The sequence below is a fragment of the Microbacterium sp. NPDC078428 genome, from assembly GCF_044542535.1.
Classification (GTDB): domain Bacteria; phylum Actinomycetota; class Actinomycetes; order Actinomycetales; family Microbacteriaceae; genus Microbacterium; species Microbacterium limosum.
Genome location: NZ_JBITUP010000001.1, coordinates 611,008 through 630,464, shown reverse-complemented (window position 1 = coordinate 630,464; position 19,457 = coordinate 611,008). Strand labels below are relative to the sequence as shown.

The window sequence follows — 19,457 nt, the reverse complement described above, 5'->3', positions numbered from 1 at the left end:
AGGACCCCGTGAGCGGTACACGCTACAGGGTCCGTCGACCCTCGAACGCACGACCGAGGGTGACCTCGTCGGCGTACTCGAGGTCGCCGCCGACCGGCAGCCCCGAGGCGAGGCGGGTGACGCGGATCTGCAGGCTGAGCAGCAGGCGGCTGAGGTAGGTCGCGGTCGCCTCGCCCTCGAGGTTCGGGTTGGTGGCGATGATGACCTCCTGCACGGTCCCGTCCGCGAGACGCGTCATCAGCTCGGCGACACGGAGATCGTCGGGGCCGACGCCGTCGATCGGGCTGATCGCCCCGCCCAGCACGTGATACAGACCCCGGAACTCACGGGTGCGCTCGATGGCCGCGACATCCTTCGCGTCTTCGACGACACAGATGACCTGAGGGTTGCGCCGCGGGTCGCGGCAGATGCTGCAGCGGTCCTGCTCGGAGACGTTGCCGCAGATCTCGCAGAACCGCACCTTCTCCCGCACCTCCGCCAGCAGCTGCGAGAGGCGGGACACGTCGAAAGCGGGCGTCTGGAGGATGTGGAAGGTGATGCGCTGCGCCGACTTCGGCCCGATGCCGGGAAGCCGGCCGAACTCGTCGATCAGGTCTTGGACGATGCCGTCGTACATCAGCTGAACCTCGCGGGGGGCTCGTAGCGCTCTTCACGCACGAATCGTGCGCCGAGGATCTGACGCACGACGGCTTCGCCGTAACGGTCGATGCCGTCGCTGCGCAGCGCAGACGCCGGGCGCTGCGGGCGCGCGTCGGGCGTCATCGCCCGCATGGCTGCGGTGGGCGCCTGCGTCGGGGCGGTGGCCACCGGTGCGCTCCCGCCCGCGACGGCGGGGCCGAGGGTGTCCACGTCGTCGACGGGCTCGTCATCGACCGCCGCCGCGTCGTCGTCGGCGAGCACCTCGCCCTCGCGGACCGCGGGGATGGTCGCGACGAAGGCGGCCGCCGCGACCGCCTCCTCCGGGTCATCGTCGACGGGGAACGGCGCGTAGCCCGCGGAGGGGGCGGGCGTCGCGGGCCCTTCTCCGGCGGGGATGGTCGCGACCGCCCACTCCGTCACCGGGGCCGCGGGTGCCGCGCTCCCCTGGGGCGGACGCGACGCGCGCGGCGGCGGCGCGGCGGGCGGCGCCTGGCGGGGTGCCCGTTCGCCGGAGCGTCGATCACGCGAGGGCTCGTCGTCGTACGGCGGCTCGTCGTCCGGCGGCGGATCGTCGGCGGGCGGCGGAGGGGACGACGGGCCCTCGCCCCGCGCGAGGAACTTCACCCGCACGCCGAGCACGCGGTCGATCGCCTGGCGGAGGTCTTCGCTCGCGCCCGATCCCGCCTTCAGCTCGCGGAACTTCGCGACGTCGCCCTGACTCTGGAACGCCAGCGTGAGCACTTCGTCGTCATAGGCGACGACGCGGGCGTTGCTCGCGATCAGCCAGGACGATCGGCTGATGGTCTCGAGCACTCCGAGGATCTCGGGCCACGAATCCCTGACGCGCGCGTGCGTCACCGGTGCGGCCGGGGTGGCCGGCGCGACGGCCTCGGGGAGCGCCGCCTTCGCGGGAGGGTCGGCGGGCTCGGGCGCGGCGGGCGCGGGCGCGGGCGCGGCGTCCGCGGGCGCGGGCTCGGCGGGCGCGGGCTCGGGCTCGGCGGGCATCTCGGGACGCACGGAGTGCGACGGCACCGGCCGGACCACGGGGGGCTCCGCGACGGGACGCGCGGAAGGCGTCGCGGGCGCCGGGGCGCGCACGGTGTCCGCGCGCGGCTCGACCGGTGCGGAGGATGCCGGTGCGGCGCCGGCCGCGGCATCCGCCGCCAGCACGCGCGCGATCATGAGCTCGAGGTGCAGGCGCGGCGACGTCGCGCCGGACATGTCATCGAGCGTGGCACTGACGAGGTCGGCCACGCGGGACAGCCGCGTCCCCCCGAAGTTGGTCGCCTGGCGACCCATGCGATCGAGCTCGTCGGCCGGGATGCCGCGGAGCACGGCGGACGCGCCGGGTCCTGTCGCCTCGACGACGATGAGATCGCGCAGCCGCTCGAGTAGGTCGTCCACGAAGCGGCGCGGATCCTGGCCCGTCTGCACGACCCTGTCGACCGCGCCGAACGCCGCTGCCGCGTCGCCCGCGGAGAGGGCGTCGACGACCTCGTCGAGAAGCTCGGCGTGGGTGTACCCGAGCAGCGCCACCGCCCGCTCGTACACGACGCGACCCTGGTCGGAACCGGCGATGAGCTGATCGAGCAGCGACAGCGTGTCTCGTGGCGAGCCCCCGCCGGCGCGGACGACGAGCGGAAGCACCCCGGACTCGACCTCCACGCCCTCCTCGCCGCACAGCTGCTGCACGTACTCGAGCATCGGCCCGGGCGGCACGAGCCGGAAGGGGTAGTGGTGCGTGCGCGAGCGGATCGTTCCGAGCACCTTCTCGGGCTCGGTGGTCGCGAAGATGAACTTGACGTGGTCGGGCGGCTCCTCCACGAGTTTGAGCAGGGCGTTGAAGCCCTGCTGCGTGACCATGTGCGCCTCGTCGAGGATGAAGATCTTGAAGCGGTCCCGCGCGGGGGCGAAGATCGCGCGCTCGCGCAGATCACGCGCGTCGTCGACGCCGTTGTGGCTGGCCGCGTCGATCTCGACGACGTCGAGCGAGCCCCCACCCGCGCGGGAGAGCTCGACGCAGCTGGGGCAGGTGCCGCACGGCGTGTCGGTCGGCCCCTGGGCGCAGTTCAGGCACCGCGCGAGGACGCGTGCCGACGTGGTCTTGCCGCAGCCGCGCGGGCCCGAGAAGAGGTACGCGTGGCCGACCCGGTCGTTGCGCAGCGCCGTCATGAGCGGCTCGGTGACCTGCGACTGCCCGATCATCTGCCCGAACGTCTCGGGACGATATCGGCGGTAGAGGGCGGCGGTCACTCCCCCAGCCTACGGCGTGGCTCCGACTTCCTCTCGGGCGGGTTCAGCTGTCCACCCCGTACCCCGCATCGTCCGCCGAGCCGGGCGCGCCGCCGACGACGACCGGGATCGCCTCCGTGACAGGCGGCAGGCTCGTCGTGACCGTCGGAACGGATGCCGACAGCAGCGTGCCGTCCTCGCGGCGGACGTCCTCGAACTGCTTCAGCGTGGGCTTTCCCGCCAGCACCGGCCCCTGATCGCTCAGGGGGATGACGAGCTCGCCGCCCGCCTCGACCGTGTACTGCTCCCCGCGCACCGAGAACGTCACCGGCCCCGCGTCGTCGGCGCGCAGGCGGAACGCGTCGGCGGTGATGACGATGCCCAGTTTGGCGTCGTGCCACCGCAGCGAGTACGACAGCGACGGCCAGGAAGCCGGCAGACGCGGGTCGAAGCTCAGTTCGCCGAAGTGGTCGCGCATCCCCCCGAATCCCGAGACGAGGGCTGTCCAGACCCCGCCCGCCGAGGCCACATGCACCCCGTCGGAGGCGTTGTGGTGCAGGTCGGCGAGGTCGACGAAGATCGACTGCGCGAAGTAGTCCAGCGCCAGGTCCTGATACCCCACCTCGGCCGCGAGGATCGACTGCACGACCGCGGAGAGCGTCGAGTCGCCCGTTGTCAGCGGGTCATAGTACTGGAAGTCGGCGAGCTTCTCCTCGGGCGTGAAGTGGTTGCCCTGGAGGAACAGCGCGAGCACGACGTCGGCCTGCTTGAGCACCTGGAAGCGGTAGATCACGAGCGGGTGGAAGTGCAGCAGCAGCGGACGCTGCTCGACCGGGGTGTGCTCGAGGTCCCAGACCTCCCGCTCGAGGAACAGCGAGTCCTGCGGGTGGATGCCGAGCGCCTCGCTGAAGGGAATGTGCATCGCCTCCGCGGCCATGTCCCACCCCTCGGCCTCGGCGGGGTCCAGACCCAGCCGGTCGACCATGAGGCGGTACGCGTCGGGATCGTCATCCTGCATCTCCCGCACCGTCCGCGCGGCGAAGCGGAGGTTGAAGCGAGCCATCACGTTGGTGAACAAGTTGTCGTTGACGACGGTCGTGTACTCGTCCGGTCCGGTGACTCCGTGGATGTGGAAGGTCGCACGCTCGTCGCCCTCCCGCCAGAACCCGAGGGTGGCCCACAGCCGGGCCGTCTCCACCGCGATGTCGACGCCCTCGCGATGGAGGAAGTCGACGTCGCCGGTGGCGCGCACGTACTTCGCCAGCGCATACGTGACGTCGGCGTTGATGTGGTACTGCGCGGTGCCCGCCGCGTAGTAGGCGGACGCCTCCTCGCCGTTGATCGTGCGCCAGGGGAAGAGGGCTCCGGCCTCGTTGAGCTGGAAGGCCCGCCGGCGCGCGGCGGGGAGCATCAGCGTCCGCATGCGCAGCGCGTTGCGCCCCCACAACGGGCTCGTGTAGGCCAGGAAGGGCAGGACGTAGATCTCGGTGTCCCAGAAGTAGTGGCCGCTGTAGCCCGACCCCGTGACCCCCTTCGCCGGGACGCCCTGCCCGTCCGCGCGCGCCGCCGCCTGGGCCAGCTGGAAGAGGCACCAGCGCGTGGCCTGCTGCAGGTCGTCGTGACCGCCGATGACCACGTCGGAGCGCTCCCAGAACGCGTCCATCCAGCTCCGCTGGCGTTCGTAGATGTGCGCGACCCCTTCGGTCGCCGCCCGATCGAGCGTGCGCCGGCAGCGGTCGACCAGCTCCCGCGCGGGCACCCCGCGCGAGGAGTGGTAGGCCACGATCTTCGTCACGGTGGTGGGCACCCCCGCCTTGGCCTGAACGCGGAAGACGTTCTTGGCGATGTCGGGCTCGATGAGCGTGCGCAGTTCGTGCTCGTTGTCGGTCTCGATGAAGTGATCGGCGACGACGGCGACCGTCATGCCCGAGGCGTTGACCTGGTAGCTCAGCGTGGAGCGGATGCCGTCCTGCCAGTACTCCTGGGGCAGCAGCGTGCGCTCGGCGGCGATGCGCTCGGCCTTGCGGGGGTCGAAGCCCGCCCTGCGCGGCGCGTTCGGGGTGCCGCCGTAGACGTCCTCGCCGTCCTGCCGGTTGATGAGCTGGCAGTTGATCGCCACGGGGGCGTCGGAGTTGAGCACGGTGACCGTGAGCTTCATGACGGCGAGGTGCTTCTCCTCGAAGGAGATGAGGCGCTCGAAGTCGATCTCCACCTGCTTGCCCGACGGCGTGCACCAGAGGATGTGGCGCCGCAGCACGCCCTCCCTCATGTCGAGCTCGCGACGGTACTCCCTCACGTCGGCGACGTCGAGCGACAGCGGCTCGTCGTCGATGTAGACCCGCATGACCTTCGCATCGGGCGCGTTGACGATCGTCTGGCCCACCTCGGCGAAGCCGTAGGCCTGCTCCGCGTGACGGATCGACCACGTCTCGTGGAGGCCGTTGATGAAGGTTCCGTGCTCGTACGCCCGGCGTCCCTCGGGGTGGTTGCCACGCATGCCCACGTATCCGTTGCCGAGGGCGAAGAGCGTCTCGGTGACCCCCGTGTCCTCCTCGGAGTACGACGTCTCGACCAGACGCCACGGGTCGATGGGGAAGCGATCGCGATCGATCATGTCGGCGGTCTCCTTCGGGGGGCGGAGTCAGACAGAAGGGGCGGGGGAGACGGATGCCGAGGTCACGGCACGAGCTCGGCGAGGTCGTGCACCACGACGTGCGCGCCGGCGGCACGCAGCTCGTCGGCGCCGGTGCCGCGATCGACGCCGACGACGAGGGCGAACCCGCCCGCGGCAGCGGACTCCACTCCGGAGATGGCATCCTCGACGGCCGCCGAACGGCCGGGGTCGACCCCCAGCATCCGCGCCGCCTCGAGGAAGACATCGGGCGCCGGCTTGGACGCGAGCCCGTCGCGTTCGGCGATCACGCCGTCCATGACGACATCGAAGCGCGAGGCCAGGCCGGCGACGGCGAGCACCTCGGCGGCGTTCTTGGAGCTGGAGACGACGGCGACGGGGGTGCCCCGCTCGGCGAGGTAGTCGAGCAGCGCGACCGACCCCGGATAGGGGGCGATGCCCTCGGCGCGCAGGACGCGCGAGAACACCTCGTTCTTGCGGTTGCCGATGCCGCAGACGGTGTCCGCCGTCGGAGGGTCGGCCGGGTCGCCCCACGGCACCTCGATGTCGCGGCTGCGCAGCAGGCTCGCGACGCCGTCGTAGCGCTTCTTGCCGTCGAGATGATCGAAGTAGTCACGATCGGTGTACGGGGGTGTGATCTGCCATGCCGCGAAGAGGTCCTCGAACATCGTCCTCCACGCGTGCATGTGCACCTCGGCGGTGGGCGTGAGAACGCCGTCGAGATCGAAGAGCACGGCGTCGTAGGCCGCGAGGTCGGGCAGGGCGTCGGCGGTCACAGGGTCTCCAGGGAGCGGCGATTCACGGTGAGTCGGGGCGGTTCCCCGTCGCGCCTCGGTGCAAGCGTAGTGCGCCCGTGCGGACGTGTCGCGCGTGGCGGCAGGGCCTCATCCCGTCACGAGAAGCGTCTGCCGCGCGATCTCGAGCTCCTCGTCCGTGGGCACGACGAGGACCGCGACGGGCGCGCCCTCGGGCGAGATCGGCCGGATGCCGCGGACCCGCTCCGCGTTGCGGCGGGGGTCTACGCCGATGCCGGCGAAGCCGAGCGTCGCGAGCGCTTCCGCGCGCACCCGCGGCGCGTTCTCTCCGACGCCCGCCGTGAAGGAGATCACGTCGACCCCGCCGAGCTGGGCGATGTAGGCACCCGCGTACGCCCGCAGCCGGTGGATGTAGACGTCGAAGGCGAGGGTCGCGGCATCCTCTCCGGACTCGACACCCGCCACGATGTCGCGCATGTCGCTCACCCCGGCCAGGCCCTGCAGTCCGCTGCGCTTGTTCAGCAGGGCGTCGAGGTCGGCGATGGACAGATCGGCTCGGCGCGCGAGATGAAGGAGCACCGCCGGATCGAGGTCGCCCGAGCGCGTGCCCATCACGAGGCCCTCCAGGGGGGTCAGCCCCATCGAGGTCTCCACCGAGCGGCCGTCCTTGATCGCCGTCACCGACGCGCCGTTGCCGAGGTGGAAGACGATCTGGCGCAGCCCCTCGAGGTCTCGGCCGAGGTAGGCGGCCGCCTGCTCGCCGACGAACTTGTGCGACGTGCCGTGGAACCCGTAGCGGCGCACGCGATGCGCCTCCGCGAGGTCCTTGTCGATGGCGTACGTGTACGCCGCCGGCGACAGTGTCTGATGGAACGCGGTGTCGAACACCGCGACATGCGGGATGTCGGGGAACGCCGTCCTGGCGGCGCGGATGCCCTGCAGGTTCGCCGGATTGTGCAGAGGGGCGAGCACCGAGAGCTCGTCGATGTTGATCTCGACCAGGGCCGTGATGAGGGTCGGCTCGAAGAAGCGCGCCCCGCCGTGCACGACGCGGTGGCCGACGGCGACGGGCGGATGCGCTTCGAGCGACGGGCCGTCCTGCGCGAACGCCTCGAGCATGACGCGGAACCCCGCGGTGTGATCGGGGATCGGCAGGTCGCGCTCGTACGTGGCCTCGTGCAGGGCGGGCGCTCCGGCCTGGTCCGCCCCGCCCCCGGTCACCGTATGGGATGCGTGCCCCATGTCTTCGCCGATGCGCTCGACGAGACCCGACGCGAGCCTGCGCTCGGTGTCGGCGTCGATGAGCTGGTACTTGAACGACGATGACCCGCTGTTGACGACGAGGACGGCACCCATGGTCAGGCGTCCTGCGCCTGGATCGCGGTGATCGCGATCGTGTTGACGATGTCGTCGACGAGCGCCCCCCGTGAGAGGTCGTTGATGGGCTTGTTCAGCCCCTGCAGCACGGGCCCGATCGCGACGGCGCCCGCGGAGCGCTGGACGGCCTTGTAGGTGTTGTTGCCGGTGTTGAGGTCGGGGAAGACGAAGACCGTGGCGCGACCCGCGACATCCGATCCCGGCATCTTCGCCGCGGCCACCGCGGCATCGGCGGCGGCGTCGTACTGGATCGGGCCCTCCACGAGCAGCTCGGGGGCGCGCGTGCGCACCAGCGCCGTCGCCTCCCGGACCTTCTCCACGTCGGCGCCCGCCCCCGACTCGCCGGTGGAGTACGACAGCATGGCCACGCGGGGCTCGATGCCGAACTGCTGCGCGGTGGCCGCCGACGAGACGGCGATGTCGGCGAGCTGCTCGGCGGTCGGGTCGGGCACGACCGCGCAGTCCCCGTAGACGAGGACGCGGTCGGCGAGCGCCATGAGGAAGACGCTCGAGACGACCGAGACGCCCTCCTTGGTCTTGATGATCTCGAAGGCCGGCCGGATCGTGTGCGCGGTCGTGTGCGCGGCACCCGAGACCATGCCGTCGGCCAGCCCCAGGTGCACCATCATGGTGCCGAAGTACGACACGTCGGTGACGGTGTCGGCGGCGCGCATGGGGGTCATCCCCTTGTGCGCCCGCAGGCGGGCGTACTCGTCGGCGAAGCGGTGCACGAGGACGGCGTCGAAGGGGCTCACGATCTGAGCCGCGCGGATGTCCAGTCCGAGCTCGATCGCCCGGTTGTGCACCTCGAAGGGCTCGCCGAGGATCGTGACGTCGGCGATGCCGCGCTTGAGCACGGTCGCCGCCGCGCGGAGGACGCGGTCGTCGTCCCCCTCGGGGAGCACGATGTGCTTGCGCTCGCGCCGCGCGCGCTCGATGAGCTGGTAGCCGAACATGAGCGGCGTGACGACGGTGGCCCGCGCGACGCCCAGCGCGTTCTGCAGCTCGCCGGTGTCGACGTGGGTCTCGAACAGGGCGAGGGCCGTGTCGTAGCGGCGCTGCGAGTCGGCGGCCAGACGCCCCCGCGTGTTCATGATCCGAACGGCCGTCTCGTACGTGCCGAGGTCGGTGGTGATGATCGGAACGGTCGAGCCGAGCCCGTCGATCAGCTTGAGGATCGGGTCGGGGATCTCGAACCCGCCGTTGAGGACGATGCCGGAGACCGACGGGAAGTTTCCCGACGCATTCGCGAGAAGGACCGCCAGGAGCACCTCGGTGCGGTCGGCCGGGATCACGACGACCGCGCCCTCCGTCAGCCGTGGGAGCACGTTGCGCACGCTCATCGCCGCGACGACCACGCCGAGGGCCTCGCGGGTGAGGAACTCCGGGTCGCCCTTGAGCAGGGCGCCTCCGACGGCGCGCATGATGCCGCGCATCGACGGGGCGACGAGGAAGAGGTCTTCCGGAACCGCCCAGACCGGAACGGAGCCGCGGCGGTGGGCCGCGACGGAGGAGCGGATGGCGGCGATCGTCTCCTCGAGCGCCTGGGGATCGGCGCGGTTGGCGACGACGGCGAAGAGCTCGGCGCGGCCGTGCGCGAGTTCGGTGAGCGCGAGGTCGGCGATCTGCCTCATCTCGGCCGGCGTGCGCGGCGTCGACGAGCCGAGCTGCTCCGACAGCCCTTGCCCTGCGCGTCCGCCCAGGACGAGCAGGACGGGCGCGCCGAGGTTCGCTGCGATGCGCGCGTTGTACGCGAGCTCTGCCGGGCTGCCGACGTCGGTGTAGTCGCTGCCGAGGATGACGACGGCGTCGCATTGCGCCTCGACCGCCTTGTAGCGCTCCACGATCGTCGCGAGCGCTGCCTCGGGGTCGGCCCGCACATCGTCGTAGGTGACGCCCAGGCAGTCCTCGTAGGCGAGGTCGACGCCATCGTGGGCGAGCAGCATCTCGAGCACGTAGTCGCGCTCGTTCGTCGACCGGGCGATCGCGCGGAACACGCCCACCCGGGCGGTCGCGTGACTCAGTGTGTCGAGCACCCCGAGGGCGATGGAGGACTTTCCGGAATGGCCCTCCGCGGATGTGATGAAGATGCTCTGCGCCACATCGTCCAGCCTAGGTCGACGGATGCCGCGTCGCGGGCCCCATCGCCCGCGAATCTCCTGTCCGCCCTCCGCCGCGGCGGCGCACGCCCCGGGGAAAAGTAAGACTCTCCGCGCACCCGGCAGAGCCCGGTTACCCTTGCTACGTTTCCGTCCTGGGGGAGTTGGCCTGGATGCCGTCACGCGGAGAGCTGCCTCCACTCTACCCCGAGCGGCTCCCACGCCCCAGTCAGGCGACCCGGCCCCCGGACGCCGCCCGGCGGTTACGATTGCATAACGGCGTCGAGGGTGACCCGAGCTCCGGCCGTCGAGACAGGGGGCCTCATGCACGAACGCACCATCCAGGCTTCGACGCACGAAGCGGTGGCGGGCGCGTCGGACGCCCCCGGCGGTCACGCGACGCAGGCCGCCATGGACGCGGACCGCTTCCGTGAGACGACCAGCGGCATCCTCTCGTCCGTCTCGGGCGTCATCGACGGCAAACCCGATGCCGTCCGCACCGCTCTCGTCGCGATCCTCGCCGAGGGCCACCTGCTGATCGAGGACGTTCCGGGCGTCGGCAAGACGATGCTCGCGAAGGCCCTGGCCGCCAGCGTCGATGCGACGGTCCGGCGCATCCAGTTCACTCCCGACCTGCTCCCGAGCGATGTCACCGGCATCTCCGTGTTCAACCCCGTCCACCGCGAGTTCGAGTTCAAGCCGGGCGCCATCTTCGCGCACATCGTGATCGCTGACGAGATCAATCGCTCCTCCCCCAAGACGCAGTCCGCCCTGCTCGAGGCGATGGAGGAGCAGCAGGTGACGGTGGACGGGCACTCGCATCCGCTCCCCCGGCCCTTCCTCGTGGTCGCGACCCAGAACCCGCTCGAGATGGAGGGCACGTACGCGCTGCCCGAGGCCCAGCGCGACCGCTTCATGATGCGGATCTCGATGGGCTACCCCGATGCGGCCGCCGAGGCCCTCATGCTGCGCCAGCGCGACGCCGTGAACCCCCTCGCCGACATCCGCCCCGTCGTGAGCATGGACGAGGTCGCCCGGCTGATCGCGTTCGCCCGCGCCGTGCATGTGTCGCCCGCCGTCGAGGAATACGCCGTCGCCCTCGCCCAGGCCACCCGCTCTCACCCCGACCTCCGGCTCGGGGCCAGCCCCCGCGCGACGCTGCAGCTCGTGCGCGCCGCGAAGGTGTGGGCGGCGCTGGAGGGGCGGGCGTTCGTGATCCCCGACGACGTGATCGCGCTCCTTCACCCCGTGCTGGCGCATCGCCTCATCCCCACCCGGACGGTGTCCGGAGCGCGCTCCCGCGGGGGCACGGACACGGTCACCGCCGTCCTCGACCGCCTCGCCGCGCACGTCAGGGTGCCGGTCGCCCCGCGCTCATGAGACGCCGCTGGCCCCTCACCCCGCGGGGGTCGGGCGCGCTCGTGCTCGCCATCGCCTGCTTCGCGCTCGCGGGCGAGCTCGGCACGGTCGAGCTGCTGTACGTCGGCTGCCTCCTCCTCGCGGTGCTCTTGGCCGGCATGATCGCCCTTCGCCTCGGATCCCGCCTCGACCGGGCCGTCCGCTCGCTGCACCCCGACGTCGTCCCCGTCGGCCAGAGCGTCCACGTGCGCATAGACACGACGCTCCGCGCGGCGATGCCCGTGACGGCCGCGCGGTGGAGCGATCGACTCCCCGCCGCCGTGTCCGGGGAGTCGAAGGGCGCGCTCGAGCTCACCGCCGCGCGCACGGGCCCTGGACGCGAGTCGGTCGTGCGCTACGAGGCGACGGCGCAGCGCCGCGGCATCCACTCCCTCGGCCCCTTCGCCGTGCAGATCAGCGACCCGTTCGGCCTGACCCGGCGCAGCCACACGGGCGGCGAGCCGACGCGCCTCATCGCCGTGCCCGCCACGATCCCCCTGCCGGCGATACCGCTCTCGGTGTCGGAGTCCGGCGGGGTGCAGCAGAGCGCGTCAGACAGGCTGGGCCAGGGCACGGACAACCTCATCGCGCGCCCCTACGCACCGGGCGACTCCATGCGGAGGATCCACTGGCGGGCCACCGCGCACCGCGACCAGCTCATGGTGCGGCAGGAGGAGCAGGACTCCACCCCCGCCGCCACCGTGCTCATCGACCTCAGCGCACGTCGCTGGGATGCCGCGGCGCGCTCCGCCCCCGGCGAGGCCGAGGCCTTCGAAGCCGCCCTCTCGGCGTGCGTGTCGATCGTGCTGCGCCTCGCCCACGACGGCTGCGTCGTGCACGTGTGCGACAGCGACGGCCGCCCCCTGTGCGAGCCTGTGCCCGGCGCCGATGCGGCGGCGGAGATCGAGGCGATGCTCGTGCGCTTCGCGACCCTCACCACCCGCCGCGACGACACGCTCACGGGTGTCGCGAGCCTGTTCACCGGCGACACCACGGGGCCCGTCGCCGTCATCACGGGATACCTCGACGACGCGGATGCCGTCGCCCTCGCTCCCGCGGCGCACCATTCGACCCTCCCGGTGCTGCTCTCGGCCCATCCGCAGGCCGGCGCGCTGGATCGCGCACGCGACGCGGGGTGGCACACGGCCGCCATCGGTCCGGACACCGACCTCGCTGAGGTGTGGACCGGGCTCGCCGACCACGGGAACCGTCATGTCATGGTCTGATCCCGCCGCGCGCCCGACCCCGTCGGCGGCGCTCCTCGTGACCGTCTTCCTCGGGGTGTGCACGTCGCTCCTGCCCCTGCTCCGCGTCGTGGAGCCGGGCGGCTGGGTCGGCGGGGTCGTGGGGATCGCGATCCTCGTGCTGGCCGGCGGCTACGTCGCGCGCCGCCTGCGCGCCCCGGCCTACGGGGTCGCGCTCGTCGAAGTCGGCCTCTGGACAGTCGCGATGACGGCGCTCTTCTCCGGCGGCACCGCCATCCTCGGGGTCATCCCGAGCCTGGAGACGCTGCGCATGGTGCCCGTATCGGTCGACGCGGCGCTCGGCCAGATCCGCGACGGGGCGGCGCCTCTCGACGTCGGGCAGCCCCTCGCCATGATGATCGTCGGCGCGGCGGGCCTGCTCGTCATCGCGATGGATCACGTCGCCGTGACCGCGCGGATGCCGATGCTCGCGATCGTCGGGCTCGTCGCGGTCTATCTGATCCCCTCGATCGCCGTTCCCTCCGCCATCGACCCGCTCGGCTTCGCCGCGTTCGCCGGCAGCGCCCTCGCGCTGCTGGCGGTGGAGACGGCGACACGCGAGCGATCCAGGGTGCCCGGGCGGGCCGTGTCCGGCGCATCCGAGCGACCCCGCGGGTCGGCGGCTGCGCCCTCCGCCATCGCGACGGTCGCGATCCTCGCCGCGCTCGTCGTGACACCGGCGCTGCCCGCGCCGACGGGCGCCGGGTCGACCGTCGTCGCCGTGCGCGGCAACTCGATCGACCCCTCGCTCGAGCTCGGCCAGGACCTGCGGCGCCCGCAGGAGGTCGACGTGCTGACCCTGCGCAGCGACGCGCCGGCGCCTCCGTATCTGCGCGCGGTCACCCTCTCGACGTTCGACGGCGCGCACTGGGAGGCCGATCGCGGCTCGCGCCGCCCGCTCGATCAGGGACTGCAGCCCGTGACGACCCGCGCAGACGTGGAGGTCGACGAGTACACGGCGACGATCGACATCCTGAACTTCGTCAGTCCGTGGCTGCCGGTCCCCGGGCCCGCGACCGAGGTCGAGGGGCTCGACGGCGAGTGGTCGGTCTACGACTACAACCGCACCGTGATCTCGCGGTCCTCGTCGCCGCAGGGCCAGGACTACGAGGTGACGTACGAGGTGCCCCGCCCCACGCTCGAGCAGATCCGCGGCAGCGAGGCGTGGATCGAGGGCTCGCGGCGCACGCTCGCGCTTCCCGGGGACGACGACCTCGTCGCACAGGTGCGCCAGCTGGCTGTCGAGGTCGCCGGCGACGCGGGCAACGACTACGACACACTCGTCGCACTGCAGCGCTGGTTCCGCGGTACGAGCTTCGAATACTCGCTCAGCGCCCCCGTCGCCGACGGGTTCGACGGCTCCGGGCTGGAAGCGGTCACCGACTTCCTCGAGGAGCGCAGCGGCTACTGCGTCCACTTCGCGTCCGCCTTCGCGATCATGGCGAGGTCGCTCGAGATGCCTGCCAGGATCGTCGTCGGCTACCTCCCCGGCGCCGCCTCGGACGAGCGCGTCGACGACCAGACCGTGCACACGGTCGTGAGCTCCCAGCTGCACGCGTGGCCCGAGGTGCACTTCGAGGGCATCGGCTGGGTGCCGTTCGAGCCGACCAACAGCCTGGGCGTGCCGACGGGGTTCGCGGCGGCCAGCACGAGCGGCGGCCCCGCAGGCACCGACACGGGCCCCCTGCCCGAGAACGCGCCACAGGAGGGCGAGGCGCCGGACGCTCAGGACCCCGGGGCCCTCGATGAGACGACGGCACCGGATGCCGCGGCCACCCGCGTCAACACGACGCCGGTCGTGGGTCTGGTGGCCGCCGTCGCTGCCCTGCTGATCGCCCCAGCCCTCTTCCGCGTGATTCGTCGGCGGAGCCGCCTGCGGGCCGCGGCGGAGGGGGACGCCGCGGCGGCCTGGGCGGAGGTGTCGGATTCCGCCACCGATCTCGGGATACGCCCGGGTACGGGTGAGACCCCGCGCGCCTTCGGCGTGCGGCTTCGCGACGCCGGCGCGCCGGAGGCACCCGTGTCGCGGATCGTCGCGGCGATCGAGCGAGCGAGCTACGCCGCGGGAGGCCCCGCCGAGGAGGAAGACCTCGCCGCGGCGGTGGAGGAGATCCGCGCCGCGCTCCGGGAGAGCGGGGACAGCCGCGGACGCTTCGCGGCGACGTTCGCGCCGGCCTCGCTGTTCACCGCGTCGCCGAGGGCGCGAGGGGCCGGCCGCTCGGCAGGGTAGGATGGTCCGCGGCCCTCGTGGGCCCTGGAGGATTCGCCTAGTGGCCTATGGCGCACGCTTGGAAAGCGTGTTGGGTGCAAGCCCTCAGGGGTTCGAATCCCCTATCCTCCGCCACTCCCCCACGCCGCCCCCGGCATCCCGACTTCATTCACCGGAATGGAACGGGAGGGCGTAGCGTTGTCGCCGACATGGAACGCTTCGGAACCCTCTCGTTCGGCCACTACGGCCCGCTCGGCGGCGGCCGCATCCTGACCGCGGGCGACTCGATGCTGCAGGCGATCGACCTCGCACAGGGGATGGATGACCTGGGCGCGGACGGCATCTATTTCCGCGTGCATCACTTCGCCCGGCAGCAGTCATCGCCGATGCCGCTCCTGGCAGCCATCGCCGCCCGCACCCAGCGCATCGAGATGGGCACGGGCGTCATCGACATGCGCTACGAGAACCCGCTCTACCTCGCGGAAGAGGCCGCCGCCGTCGACCTCATCAGCGGGGGCAGGCTCGCGCTCGGCGTCAGCCGGGGCTCACCCGAGAGCGTCGTGCGCGGATACGAGACGTTCGGCTACACCGGCGGCCAGGACCCGCGGGGGGCCGACATCGCGCGCGCTCATTTCGACCTCTTCCTCCGCGCCATCGAGGGCGAAGGCCTCGCCGAGCGCGACCCCCACAGCCCCTTCGGCGGCGGCACCGGTCAGCAGATGATCGAGCCCCACTCCCCCGGGCTGCGCTCGCGCGTGTGGTGGGGCGCCGGCAACCGCGACACCGCGGAGTGGGCCGGACGCGTCGGAGTGAACCTGATGTCCTCCACCCTCCTCACCGAGGCCGACGGCACGCCCTTCGACGAGCTGCAGGCGCAGCAGATCGACGCCTTCCGGACCGCGTGGCGGGAGGCCGGCCACCCCGGCACCCCCCGTGTGTCGGTCAGTCGCAGCATCTTCCCGATCACGACGGCCGAGGATGCGATGTACTTCGGCGGCAGCCAGGGCGGCGACCAGATCGGCGTCATCGACGGCATGCGCTCGACGTTCGGCAAGACCTACGCCGCCGAACCCGATGTGCTCGTCGAGCAGTTGCTGGATGACGCCGCGGTCCGAAGCGCCGACACCCTCATGCTCACGATCCCGAGCCAGCTCGGGGTGGAGTTCAACCTCCGCATCGTGGAGTCGTTCGCCACGCACGTCGCGCCGGCCCTGGGGTGGCGCGGCGCGCGGGTCTGACCGTCCCCGGGGTCACTGTCCACCCTGACCGGGCGTCAGCCGCGGAAATCCTCGGGATCGACGTCGTTGAGGAAGCGCTTGAACTCGTCGATGCTCTCCTCGGTGCTGCCCTCGTCCGCCGTGAGATCGGGCACCCCCGCCTCCTCCATCACCGCGTCCGAGACCCAGAGCGGGCACCCGACGCGGGAGGCGAGCGCGACGGCGTCCGACGGGCGCGCATCGACCACGCGAAGACCCGCCGGCGTCTCGAGGGTGATCTCGGCGTAGTAGGTGCCTTCTTCGAGCCGGGTGATCTCCACCCGTTCGATGCGGGATGCCGTCGCGTCGACGATCGAGCGCATCAGATCGTGGGCGAGGGGGCGGGGAGCGACCGCGCCCTGCACCGCGACGAGGATCGAGGTCGCCTCCAGCTCGCCGATCCAGATCGGCAGCATCGAACCGGAACCCGGCAGCTCGTCCACCGGCTTGATGAGCAGTACGTGCTGACCGGTCTGGTCGAGCGCGACGCCCGCGACCCTCACCTGCGGCATGACGCCTCTCTCTCCGACATCAGCCCATGGTAGGCGTCTTCATCGGCTGTCGGAGGCCCCCGAGCCTTTCAGGAAGGGATACGTGCGGTCACGCAGCGCGTAGAGATCCGGGCCGAACACCGCCCGCATGTCCCGGGGGATCCACCCCGCGCGTTCGGCCACGAGACCCTCCACGATCTCCACCTGAGATCGCCTCCCCTGGGATGCGCGCTCGTACCCGACGGGCAGGTCGTCGACGAGCTGTCCGTCACGCGGACCTCCATCGAGCATGAACACCATGGCTAAGAAGATATTCGGCGGGCGCCGCCGCGTCCCGCGGGTTGCGGATTGTCGCCGGTAGCGGTACGCAGCGCCGCCGGGGGCGCTCGCACCACATGAGTAACAAACTAGAAGTTGCGATATCTAGTCAAACTAGTAATCTGGATGCTGGTCGGCGCGATCGCGCATTTTCGATCTCAACCAACCGGGCAGGAGAGATCTCATGGGCCAGTTGTATTACGGAACGTTCGATCAGGCGATCGACATCCCCGACCGCGTCCTCGCGCACGTGAAGGTGGTCACTGCCACCAAGCTGCGCCGGGGGGAGAGCTTCACGCTGTCGTGGCGCCATGGCGACGACGAGCCCGCCGGCCGCAGCACGCTGTGGATGCAGCCCTCCATCCCGCTTCGCTTCGTCTTCGACAACCCGGAACCCGAGGCCCTCGATCCCGAATATCTGAAGCGTCTCGCTCATTCCGCGAATTCTTCGGCCGGAATCAGCATGACGTGGCACGAAGAGGATGCCGCGGCATCCGCCCCCCTGAGGGCCGTTCCCGCAGCGTAGGCGAAGTAGTGAGCCGCGGCTGCGTCACTAGTTAGCCGCTGAGCGGGATAGGCTCTCTCCCGTGGGTCGTTTGATTTATGGAGCTCAGTCTCAGTCGTTCGAAGTCGAGGACAGGGCACTCGCGCACCTGCGCATCGTCTTCTCCAACAAGCTCCGCCGCTCGGAACCCTTCTTCCTTCACATCGGCGGTGGCGACGGAACCGGCCCGCGCAGCGTGTGGATCCACCCGGCCGTTCCGCTGACCCTGCACTTCTTCGGCAGCCGCGCCCCCGCGATCAACCGCGCATGGATCGACACCCTGATGGACGACGCGAGCAGCCCCAACGGGCTTGCGGTCGGACCGGAGCCCGACGAGGCCTGATCCCGTCAGCGGCACTCGTCGTCGACGGCATCGGCGATGCCCTCGATGAACTCCGCGATCAGCCGCACGTCGTCGCCGGAGAGCCCCACCGACATGTCGCGGATGCGCGCGGTCAGGGGATCGATGTCCTCGATGTCGACGCTCCGGTCGACCGGGTTGACCAGTTTGCTTCGGCGATCTTTTTCGTTCGGCGAGAAAGTGATCAATCCGCCCGTGTGCAGGCGATCGAGGATGCCGCTCACGGATGCCGGTGAGATCGAAAGATGGTCGGCGATCTCGCCCGGGGTGAGGTCGACGCCGGCGTCCGATCGCTCGAGAATCAGGCGCATCGCCGCGCGCGCGTTCTCGCTCGGCCCGCACGCCGTCTGGCGGCGACGTGCGAGCTGCGATTCCGCCAAACGCAGGCGCTCGACCGATCGGGCCGCGTCCAGAACTACTGCATCCGTCGCCATCGCTCGCTCTCGATCCTCCATCGTCATCATGTGCGACTAGTTAGCTCGCCTTACTACCTTTGCTTATCGGAGGGTCCGCGCGAAATCGGTAGGCTTGATACGTCCCACCGTAAGGAGCCCCGATGTTCATCATTGCCCTCATCCTCTTCGTCGCAGGCATGCTGCTCACCGGGCTGGCCTTCAACGTCGCGGGTCTCGAGGCCCTCGTCTTCGCCGGCGGAATCATCCTCGTCTCGCTCGCCTTGGCGATCCCCGTCCACTTCGCGCAGCGGCGCTGAGCGCGCTCGACCCGACTGGCGGCCGGGTGAATGCGGGGCGCCCGGGTGGATAATGAGCGCATGGCCGGCACACGCGGCGGATACAGCGCGATCTCCAGCTTCAGCAGGGTCGAGGTGCTGCACCTCATCCAGTCGCATCCCCGACGAACGGTCGCCGAACTCGCCGAAGCGACGGGGCTGCACCCGAACACTGTCCGCGAGCATCTCGCGCGATTGCTGGATGCCGGGCACATCGTGCGGGAGACGGAGCACCGGATGACCCGAGGCCGGCCGCGTGTTCTGTACAGCGCAGCCACGGGACAGGGGGAATCGTCGAGCCCGATCGCCCGGCGGAAGGCTCGCGAGGCGGCCGCTCGCGGCGACCTGATGCGCCGCGTGATGCCGTGGACAGGCGTCAGTGCCGAAGATCTCGGAACCGACGCGACCCACCAGCTCGACGCGATCATCGACCACTTGGGCGAATCGGGGTTCGATCCCCTCATCGACGAGTCGGCCCTCACGATCGATCTCTCTCCGTGCCCGCACGCGACGGCGCAAGCAAATCATCGCGGCACACTGTGCTCGGTGCACCTCGGGATCATGCAGGGGGTGCTGACGGAGGCCGGCGGGCCGCTGCTGGTGGACGGCATGCGCCCATCGTGCAATCCGGAGGACTGCGTCGTCCAGCTCACGACCCGCTGACCCTCCGCTCAGTTCTGGACGTCGCCGCGCCAGGCGCCCGTCTCGCGCGGGTGCGACTCGATGAACTCCTTGAAGTTCGCCAGGTCCTTCTTCACGGCGTGGTCGTCGACACCGAATGCCGCGCCCGCCTTCTCGAGCAGGCCCGAGGGCTCCCAGTCGATCTGCACGGTGACGCGGGTCTCCGCATCCGACAGCTTGTGGAACGTCACGACGCCCGCGTGGTTCTCATCGCCGCCGATGCTGTTCCAGGCGACCCGCTCGTCGGGGTGCTGCTCGGTGATCTCCGCGTCGAACTCGCGCTCCGCGCCGCCGACCGTCACGACCCATCGGGTGTGCGTGTCGTCGGTCTGGGTGATCGACTTGACGAAGCTCAGGAAGCGAGGGAAGTCCTCGAACTGCGTCCACTGGTTGTACGCGGACGATACGGGAACGTCGACGTCGATGGTTTCGATGATGCGTGCCATGGTGGGCTGCCTTTCTCTCGCGGTCCCCGCCAGGCTAGGCAGGCA

At 70.9% G+C, this 19,457-nt stretch carries 18 protein-coding genes, 1 tRNA gene and 1 other RNA gene; 9 read left to right on the top strand and 11 right to left on the bottom strand.

Annotation, left to right across the window (positions count from 1 at the left end):
• Window positions 1-22 precede the first annotated feature (22 nt).
• The 7 genes from recR to ffs form a co-directional block, all read right to left on the bottom strand.
• Window positions 23-616: a recombination mediator RecR gene (gene recR / locus ACIGCK_RS03000; RefSeq protein WP_330171310.1), complete on the bottom strand. Its 594-nt coding sequence runs from the start codon at window positions 614-616 to the stop codon at window positions 23-25.
• Complete coding sequence (locus ACIGCK_RS02995; protein ID WP_396663663.1) at window positions 616-2,892, bottom strand: DNA polymerase III subunit gamma and tau; 2,277 nt, start codon at window positions 2,890-2,892, stop codon at window positions 616-618. The genes recR and ACIGCK_RS02995 overlap by 1 nt, the downstream gene beginning before the upstream one ends.
• Window positions 2,893-2,935: 43 nt before the next feature.
• Window positions 2,936-5,485 carry a glycoside hydrolase family 65 protein gene (locus ACIGCK_RS02990; protein ID WP_396663661.1) on the bottom strand — a complete coding sequence of 850 codons (2,550 nt, stop codon included), beginning with the start codon at window positions 5,483-5,485 and terminating at the stop codon, window positions 2,936-2,938.
• 62 nt (window positions 5,486-5,547) lie between these two features.
• Window positions 5,548-6,279: an HAD family hydrolase gene (locus tag ACIGCK_RS02985; RefSeq protein WP_396663659.1), complete on the bottom strand. Its 732-nt coding sequence runs from the start codon at window positions 6,277-6,279 to the stop codon at window positions 5,548-5,550.
• Window positions 6,280-6,387: 108 nt separating this feature from the next.
• Window positions 6,388-7,614, bottom strand: coding sequence for an acetate/propionate family kinase (locus ACIGCK_RS02980; RefSeq protein ID WP_396663658.1), 1,227 nt, complete (start codon window positions 7,612-7,614; stop codon window positions 6,388-6,390).
• Window positions 7,615-7,616: 2 nt separating this feature from the next.
• Window positions 7,617-9,737 carry a phosphate acetyltransferase gene (pta, locus tag ACIGCK_RS02975; protein WP_396663657.1) on the bottom strand — a complete coding sequence of 707 codons (2,121 nt, stop codon included), beginning with the start codon at window positions 9,735-9,737 and terminating at the stop codon, window positions 7,617-7,619.
• Between the two features lie 96 nt (window positions 9,738-9,833).
• Window positions 9,834-9,930: signal recognition particle sRNA small type (gene ffs / locus ACIGCK_RS02970), an RNA gene on the bottom strand.
• Between the two features lie 215 nt (window positions 9,931-10,145).
• Between ffs and ACIGCK_RS02965 the strand changes: the two genes are divergently transcribed.
• From ACIGCK_RS02965 to ACIGCK_RS02945, 5 genes are all read left to right on the top strand, one after another.
• Window positions 10,146-11,114, top strand: coding sequence for an AAA family ATPase (locus ACIGCK_RS02965; RefSeq protein WP_396664000.1), 969 nt, complete (start codon window positions 10,146-10,148; stop codon window positions 11,112-11,114).
• Window positions 11,111-12,358 (top strand): DUF58 domain-containing protein, encoded by a 1,248-nt coding sequence (locus tag ACIGCK_RS02960; protein ID WP_396663655.1) that lies wholly within the window; start codon window positions 11,111-11,113, stop codon window positions 12,356-12,358. The genes ACIGCK_RS02965 and ACIGCK_RS02960 overlap by 4 nt, the downstream gene beginning before the upstream one ends.
• Window positions 12,345-14,606 carry a DUF3488 and DUF4129 domain-containing transglutaminase family protein gene (locus tag ACIGCK_RS02955; protein WP_396663654.1) on the top strand — a complete coding sequence of 754 codons (2,262 nt, stop codon included), beginning with the start codon at window positions 12,345-12,347 and terminating at the stop codon, window positions 14,604-14,606. Before ACIGCK_RS02960 ends, ACIGCK_RS02955 begins: the two co-directional genes overlap by 14 nt.
• A 26-nt stretch (window positions 14,607-14,632) precedes the next feature.
• Window positions 14,633-14,720, top strand: a tRNA-Ser gene (locus tag ACIGCK_RS02950).
• Window positions 14,721-14,794: 74 nt separating this feature from the next.
• Entirely contained in the window at window positions 14,795-15,823 is a 1,029-nt protein-coding gene (locus ACIGCK_RS02945) for an LLM class flavin-dependent oxidoreductase (protein WP_396663652.1), read from the top strand.
• A 35-nt stretch (window positions 15,824-15,858) separates the two neighbouring features.
• Here the strand turns inward: ACIGCK_RS02945 and ACIGCK_RS02940 are convergent, their stop codons facing one another.
• Together ACIGCK_RS02940 and ACIGCK_RS02935 are read right to left on the bottom strand one after the other, a co-directional pair.
• Window positions 15,859-16,353: a bifunctional nuclease family protein gene (locus ACIGCK_RS02940; RefSeq protein WP_396663650.1), complete on the bottom strand. Its 495-nt coding sequence runs from the start codon at window positions 16,351-16,353 to the stop codon at window positions 15,859-15,861.
• Between the two features lie 39 nt (window positions 16,354-16,392).
• A complete protein-coding gene (locus tag ACIGCK_RS02935) occupies window positions 16,393-16,632 on the bottom strand; it encodes a hypothetical protein (RefSeq protein WP_396663649.1) in 240 nt (79 codons plus the stop codon).
• 202 nt (window positions 16,633-16,834) lie between these two features.
• Here ACIGCK_RS02935 and ACIGCK_RS02930 point away from each other — a divergent pair, with 202 nt between their 5' ends.
• Together ACIGCK_RS02930 and ACIGCK_RS02925 are read left to right on the top strand one after the other, a co-directional pair.
• A complete protein-coding gene (locus tag ACIGCK_RS02930; protein WP_396663648.1) occupies window positions 16,835-17,176 on the top strand; it encodes a hypothetical protein in 342 nt (113 codons plus the stop codon).
• 61 nt (window positions 17,177-17,237) lie between these two features.
• The gene (locus ACIGCK_RS02925; RefSeq protein WP_396663646.1) at window positions 17,238-17,537 is read left to right on the top strand and encodes an ATP-dependent DNA ligase; all 300 of its coding nucleotides are present in this window, start codon (window positions 17,238-17,240) and stop codon (window positions 17,535-17,537) included.
• Window positions 17,538-17,542: 5 nt separating this feature from the next.
• Here the strand turns inward: ACIGCK_RS02925 and ACIGCK_RS02920 are convergent, their stop codons facing one another.
• Window positions 17,543-18,019 (bottom strand): MarR family transcriptional regulator, encoded by a 477-nt coding sequence (locus ACIGCK_RS02920; RefSeq protein ID WP_396663644.1) that lies wholly within the window; start codon window positions 18,017-18,019, stop codon window positions 17,543-17,545.
• 92 nt (window positions 18,020-18,111) lie between these two features.
• Here ACIGCK_RS02920 and ACIGCK_RS02915 point away from each other — a divergent pair, with 92 nt between their 5' ends.
• Together ACIGCK_RS02915 and ACIGCK_RS02910 are read left to right on the top strand one after the other, a co-directional pair.
• The gene (locus tag ACIGCK_RS02915) at window positions 18,112-18,267 is read left to right on the top strand and encodes a hypothetical protein (RefSeq protein ID WP_396663642.1); all 156 of its coding nucleotides are present in this window, start codon (window positions 18,112-18,114) and stop codon (window positions 18,265-18,267) included.
• 60 nt (window positions 18,268-18,327) lie between these two features.
• Window positions 18,328-18,948 carry a helix-turn-helix transcriptional regulator gene (locus ACIGCK_RS02910; protein ID WP_396663640.1) on the top strand — a complete coding sequence of 207 codons (621 nt, stop codon included), beginning with the start codon at window positions 18,328-18,330 and terminating at the stop codon, window positions 18,946-18,948.
• Window positions 18,949-18,956: 8 nt separating this feature from the next.
• On the opposite strand, the gene ACIGCK_RS02905 is transcribed toward ACIGCK_RS02910, so the two are convergent.
• On the bottom strand, window positions 18,957-19,412 hold the full coding sequence (locus ACIGCK_RS02905; protein WP_396663638.1) for an SRPBCC family protein: 456 nt from the start codon (window positions 19,410-19,412) through the stop codon (window positions 18,957-18,959).
• Window positions 19,413-19,457 lie beyond the last annotated feature (45 nt).

What these genes read in the sequence shown, in the direction of transcription:
- recR (WP_330171310.1), bottom strand. Translation starts at nt 616, where the DNA reads ATGTACGACGGCATCGTCCAAGACCTGATCGACGAGTTCGGCCGGCTT.
- ACIGCK_RS02990 (WP_396663661.1), bottom strand. Translation starts at nt 5,485, where the DNA reads ATGATCGATCGCGATCGCTTCCCCATCGACCCGTGGCGTCTGGTCGAG.
- ACIGCK_RS02980 (WP_396663658.1), bottom strand. Translation starts at nt 7,614, where the DNA reads ATGGGTGCCGTCCTCGTCGTCAACAGCGGGTCATCGTCGTTCAAGTAC.
- ACIGCK_RS02965 (WP_396664000.1), top strand. Translation starts at nt 10,146, where the DNA reads ATGGACGCGGACCGCTTCCGTGAGACGACCAGCGGCATCCTCTCGTCC.
- ACIGCK_RS02960 (WP_396663655.1), top strand. Translation starts at nt 11,111, where the DNA reads ATGAGACGCCGCTGGCCCCTCACCCCGCGGGGGTCGGGCGCGCTCGTG.
- ACIGCK_RS02955 (WP_396663654.1), top strand. Translation starts at nt 12,345, where the DNA reads ATGTCATGGTCTGATCCCGCCGCGCGCCCGACCCCGTCGGCGGCGCTC.
- ACIGCK_RS02945 (WP_396663652.1), top strand. Translation starts at nt 14,795, where the DNA reads ATGGAACGCTTCGGAACCCTCTCGTTCGGCCACTACGGCCCGCTCGGC.
- ACIGCK_RS02940 (WP_396663650.1), bottom strand. Translation starts at nt 16,353, where the DNA reads ATGCCGCAGGTGAGGGTCGCGGGCGTCGCGCTCGACCAGACCGGTCAG.
- ACIGCK_RS02935 (WP_396663649.1), bottom strand. Translation starts at nt 16,632, where the DNA reads ATGGTGTTCATGCTCGATGGAGGTCCGCGTGACGGACAGCTCGTCGAC.
- ACIGCK_RS02930 (WP_396663648.1), top strand. Translation starts at nt 16,835, where the DNA reads ATGGGCCAGTTGTATTACGGAACGTTCGATCAGGCGATCGACATCCCC.
- ACIGCK_RS02920 (WP_396663644.1), bottom strand. Translation starts at nt 18,019, where the DNA reads ATGATGACGATGGAGGATCGAGAGCGAGCGATGGCGACGGATGCAGTA.
- ACIGCK_RS02915 (WP_396663642.1), top strand. Translation starts at nt 18,112, where the DNA reads ATGTTCATCATTGCCCTCATCCTCTTCGTCGCAGGCATGCTGCTCACC.
- ACIGCK_RS02910 (WP_396663640.1), top strand. Translation starts at nt 18,328, where the DNA reads ATGGCCGGCACACGCGGCGGATACAGCGCGATCTCCAGCTTCAGCAGG.
- ACIGCK_RS02905 (WP_396663638.1), bottom strand. Translation starts at nt 19,412, where the DNA reads ATGGCACGCATCATCGAAACCATCGACGTCGACGTTCCCGTATCGTCC.